Annotated in this window: 1 rRNA gene; it reads left to right on the forward strand. The window is 56.4% G+C overall.

The features are described from left to right. A 23S ribosomal RNA gene (locus tag VR45_RS12450) occupies nt 1-1,394 on the forward strand; the annotation flags it as partial. Nucleotides 1,395-1,437 lie beyond the last annotated feature (43 nt).

Here is a 1,437-nt window from a genome sequence, read left to right on the forward strand (position 1 = left end):
GCCTGAGACCTGATGCCGAGCCGATTGTGGTGAAGTGGATGATCCTATGCTGTCGAGAAAAGCCTCTAGCGAGTTTCATGGCGGCCCGTACCCCAAACCGACTCAGGTGGTCAGGTAGAGAATACCGAGGCGTTCGGGTGAACTATGGTTAAGGAACTCGGCAAAATGCCCCCGTAACTTCGGGAGAAGGGGGGCCATTCCTGGTGACGGCACTTGCTGCCAGAGCTGGGGGTGGCCGCAGAGACCAGCGAGAAGCGACTGTTTACTAAAAACACAGGTCCGTGCGAAGCCGTAAGGCGATGTATACGGACTGACGCCTGCCCGGTGCTGGAACGTTAAGGGGACCGGTTAGCTCTGATTCGTCGGGGCGAAGCTGAGAACTTAAGCGCCAGTAAACGGCGGTGGTAACTATAACCATCCTAAGGTAGCGAAATTCCTTGTCGGGTAAGTTCCGACCTGCACGAATGGCGTAACGACTTCTCGACTGTCTCAACCATAGGCCCGGTGAAATTGCATTACGAGTAAAGATGCTCGTTTCGCGCAGCAGGACGGAAAGACCCCGGGACCTTTACTATAGCTTGATATTGGTGTTCGGTTCGGCTTGTGTAGGATAGGTGGGAGACTTTGAAGCCGTGACGCCAGTCATGGTGGAGTCGTCGTTGAAATACCACTCTGGTCGTGCTGGATGTCTAACCTGGGTCCGTGATCCGGATCAGGGACAGTGTCTGGTGGGTAGTTTAACTGGGGCGGTTGCCTCCTAAAGAGTAACGGAGGCGCCCAAAGGTTCCCTCAGCCTGGTTGGCAATCAGGTGTTGAGTGTAAGTGCACAAGGGAGCTTGACTGTGAGACTGACGGGTCGAGCAGGGACGAAAGTCGGGACTAGTGATCCGGCGGTGGCTTGTGGAAGCGCCGTCGCTCAACGGATAAAAGGTACCCCGGGGATAACAGGCTGATCTTCCCCAAGAGTCCATATCGACGGGATGGTTTGGCACCTCGATGTCGGCTCGTCGCATCCTGGGGCTGGAGTAGGTCCCAAGGGTTGGGCTGTTCGCCCATTAAAGCGGTACGCGAGCTGGGTTTAGAACGTCGTGAGACAGTTCGGTCCCTATCCGCTGTGCGCGTAGGAGTGTTGAGAAGGGCTGTCCCTAGTACGAGAGGACCGGGACGGACGAACCTCTGGTGTGCCAGTTGTCCTGCCAAGGGCATGGCTGGTTGGCTACGTTCGGGAGGGATAACCGCTGAAAGCATCTAAGCGGGAAGCCTGCTTCGAGATGAGCACTCCCACCTCCTTGAGAGGGTAAGGCTCCCAGTAGACGACTGGGTTGATAGGCCGGATATGGAAGCCCTGTGAGGGGTGGAGTTGACCGGTACTAATAGGCCGAGGGCTTGTCCTCAGTTGCTCGCGTCCACTGTGTTGTTCTGAAACAACGACCCCCA

Source organism: Streptomyces sp. NRRL S-495 (assembly GCF_000966955.1).
GTDB lineage: Bacteria > Actinomycetota > Actinomycetes > Streptomycetales > Streptomycetaceae > Kitasatospora > Kitasatospora purpeofusca.